2 protein-coding genes, 1 tRNA gene and 1 pseudogene are annotated in these 3673 nt (G+C 46.2%); 2 read left to right on the top strand and 2 right to left on the bottom strand.

The features are described from left to right. A partial coding sequence (locus tag ACTF5U_RS08810; protein ID WP_438971257.1) for an efflux RND transporter permease subunit occupies positions 1–1616 on the bottom strand: 1616 nt, incomplete at its 3' end. A 41-nt stretch (positions 1617–1657) separates the two neighbouring features. Then, positions 1658–2767: an efflux RND transporter periplasmic adaptor subunit gene (locus tag ACTF5U_RS08805; protein WP_438971256.1), complete on the bottom strand. Its 1110-nt coding sequence runs from the start codon at positions 2765–2767 to the stop codon at positions 1658–1660. 139 nt (positions 2768–2906) lie between these two features. On the opposite strand from ACTF5U_RS08805, the gene ACTF5U_RS08800 reads away from it, so the two are divergent. Further along, positions 2907–2982: transfer RNA gene (locus ACTF5U_RS08800), tRNA-Phe, on the top strand. A gap of 418 nt (positions 2983–3400) precedes the next feature. After that, positions 3401–3673 (top strand): annotated as a pseudogene (locus ACTF5U_RS08795) (porin); the annotation flags it as partial.

Here is a 3673-nt window from a genome sequence, read left to right as displayed (position 1 = left end):
AATACACCAGCCAGAGTCAATCTGGGGAAGGAACTGACGCCATGCAAAATTTTGCCGTAGGCAGGTTTTATCATACGAACCAGAGGCGGTTCTTTATGACTGAGCTTGCCTCCGCGAGTCAAAAGAATGTGACATAAAGCCGGTGTCACTGTCAGCGCCACCGCCAGCGATGCAAAAATCGCTAAAATATATGCTTCACCCAAAGGCTCAAACATTCGTCCTGCTACGCCACTCAATGTCAGAAGCGGTACAAACACCAGCATTACGATAAAACTGGCATAAACCACCGAGCTGCGCACTTCCATCGAAGCTTGATAGACAACCTCCATCGTTGGCTTCGGAGTAGCCAGAGCAGCATTCTCACGTAAGCGACGGAAAATATTTTCAGTATCAATGATTGCATCATCAACCACTTCACCCAAAGCAATCGCCAAACCGCCCAGCACCATGATGTTGATATTGATGCCGAACTCAAGCAAGACGATCAGCGCAGCGAATAATGACAACGGAATCGCCGTCATCGAAATAATGGCCGTACGCAGGTTAAACAGGAATAGGAACAACACCAGCATGACCAGGCTACCGCCAACCATGAGGTGCTCTTGAATATTATGCAGGGAAGTTTCGATGTAGTTAGCAGGTCGGAATAAATCGTCATGCAACGTTATCCCTTCCGCCTCAAAGCCATCTTTGAACTCTTCCAAAGCCGCTTCAATACCTTCGGTCACCGCTAGTGTGTTGGCTTTATATTGACCAATTACCATCAACACCACACCCGGCTTACCACTGATAGCAGCACCGCCGATTGCTGGTGCGGGTGAACTTTTGACTGTAGCTATATCACCCAGACGAAGAATAGCCGTATCCGTCTTACGGACAACAACTTTTGAAAGCTGCTCGGCATTAAGTGGCTGACCACTCACCTGCAGCATCATTCGCTGATTCTTATTTTCAATAAATCCGGTGCCGAGAATACCGGTGGCTTTTCTGGCTACTTCCGTGACTTCATCAACGGAAATGCCATAACGTGCCAGTTTGCGGGGATCTATCTGAATTTGTAATTGTTTTTCATGACCGCCGAAGACGTTAATATCTGCAACACCTTCAACACTCAGTAATCTTGGTGATAAGGTCCAGTCAACCAGAGCTCTGAGCTTCATCAGATCATGTTCATCCGAGCTCAGGCCAATTGTCATAATCGTGCCGGAAGAAGATTCCAGAGGCACCATCAGTGGTGGTCCAATGCCCTCAGGCAAAGTATCTTTAAGCCCCAATAAACGTTCGGACACTAATTGCCGATCCAGATAGATATCCGTGCTGTCATAAAACGTCAGAATCAAAACAGACAGGCTGGGGATGGACTGAGACCGAATAGACTCCATTCCAACCAAACCACCCAAAGCATTTTCCAAGGGTTGTGTGACCAGCACTTCGACTTGTTCGGCGGTTAGGCCCTGCGCTTCAGTCTGAATAATGACCTGTTTGGGTGCAAACTCGGGAAAGATATCCAGACTTGAGTTGGAAAGCTTATAAATACCATAAGCCAGTAACAGCGTGGCAAGGGCAACCACAATCCCGCGAAAACGAACGGAAAAGGCGACAACTTTAGACAGCATGCGTAATCCTAACTAACTTTTTGATATCCATAACCAGCCGATTAATCATCATCCTCATCATGGATCTGCCAGCGAAATTCCTCAGACAGCAGCATTTGTGAACCTGAAATGACGAGTTCTTCGTCAACTTTAAATCCAGACTGGATAAAAATACCGCCGACAACAGTTTCACCCGCTGCCAAAGCACGACGTTCAAATGTTGCTTCATCCAGTTGAACATAGGTCCATGGTTGTCCCGCGTACCAGACAATCGCCTGTTCTGGAACATGAAAGCCTGTTTGAGGTTCATCATTCTGTGGAATCCAGGCATCCAGACGCATGCCCAGTCTGAGCTTGCCGGTATTGATACGGAAATAATAGGTTTCACCCTGAATTTGCTGATTTGCCATATAGGCAGGCGAAATATAATACGCCTTCCGAGCAGTATCCCTATCACCATCACGCGACACACGAATGACATTCACATCGGCAGGCAGACTGGCATCAACAGGCAACGTTACTAATATTAATGTGTCTTCACGGCTGACTAAGCGATCAAATTCTTTTGAAGGTTTGGACAGAATCCAATCCGCTATCGACTCACCCCAGCTTTGTCGTAACTCGGTTTTAGCATCTTCCACCTGAAAGCGTGCAGCCTGCAGATTCGCTCTGGCTTCCTGCCAGCTGGCATCCGCATAATTCACATTTTTGCTGGCCACGGTTCCTGTGCTCTTAGCTAGCTTTTGCAGCCTTTCCAGTTCTTTACGTGCTGATTGCTCCGTAACTTCAGCAACTCTCAATGACGATTGCAATTGATTAATGCGTGAACGCCACCGGATCAGTTCTCGTGTATCTACAACCGATGCATAGGCCATCAGCTCCGGGAAAAAGAGTTTTTCTTTAACAGCAAGCGTTTCCACTCCGGCATAATCAATGGCCTCATCATCGAGCACAACCGTCATGGCCTGTGTTTCGCTCGTTTCACTCTCTTCATCATCATCGTCGTCATCGCCATAACTCGCAGCACGTTCAGCGGCCTCGTTATAATCAGTCAGCAACCCATCGACCCAGTCAGACCATGAAAGCTTGGTAAAGGCCGGCACTGCAACTCCAATCACAAGGATTGCAGCAATAACCACCAACCATAGACTCCCTTTTTTACGTAACCCCATGCCTTATCCATTGAATAATCTGTAAAATCAGCAGGTCATTAGAGCATGGTGCCATAACAACAACAAGCACCCGGCATAATTTTTCGTGCTTTTTTCTTGACACATACCAACGCAAAAGGGTTTAATACGCACCCTTATCGGCTCGATAGCTCAGTTGGTAGAGCAAGGGATTGAAAATCCCTGTGTCCCTGGTTCGATTCCAGGTCGAGCCACCACGAATACGAAACCCGGCCTTCATTTTATGACTGCCGGGTTTTTTTATTGCTGAATTATTTGAATTTTGCTTTCCCCCCTCCCCCGCGACATACATTCAGATAGCAACATCTTGCTTCACCATATAGTTAGGCAATCCGAATTATCAGGACCGTTTTTTTTCGAGCAATACAAAAATATCAGCGCATTGGCAAAATTACCTTTCTTGTTCGTTCATCTGCCAAGTCCCGTTTATCAACACATAGCGCCAGAACTGTTGTAAAAAAGACACACAAAGATGAAATTTTCGTCAAAATGACAATTTTTGTTGTAAAAGTGTTGCAATGCTTTTTTATCTATGCAAAATTGTCTTTCAACCGTGATTCAGTCCGGTTACGAGAGAAATTAAAGTAATCTGTTAACAATAGAAGGTGAAACAGAATGAAAAAACTAGTATTAGCATCAATGGTCGCTGCTGCAGCTGTTGCCGCTCCGGCACAAGCAGTAACAGTCATGGCCGAAGATGGTTGGACTCTGGGCGTAAGCGGCTCAATCAACCAATTCGCAGTATTCACTGATAACGACGCTGCTGGCGGTGAAGATATTCAAGAAGTTCGTGATGGTCTTTTACCAGCATTCCTGAATTTCGATATGAAAGCACCAACCATGAATGGTCTGGATCTGGCTGCTCACATCTCTTTCAGCCCTGGTACT

The organism is Methylophaga sp. (genome assembly GCF_965655755.1).
GTDB lineage: Bacteria > Pseudomonadota > Gammaproteobacteria > Nitrosococcales > Methylophagaceae > Methylophaga.
This window is presented reverse-complemented; position numbering and strand designations above follow the sequence as displayed.

What these genes read in the sequence shown, in the direction of transcription:
- ACTF5U_RS08805 (WP_438971256.1), bottom strand. Translation starts at nt 2,767, where the DNA reads ATGGGGTTACGTAAAAAAGGGAGTCTATGGTTGGTGGTTATTGCTGCA.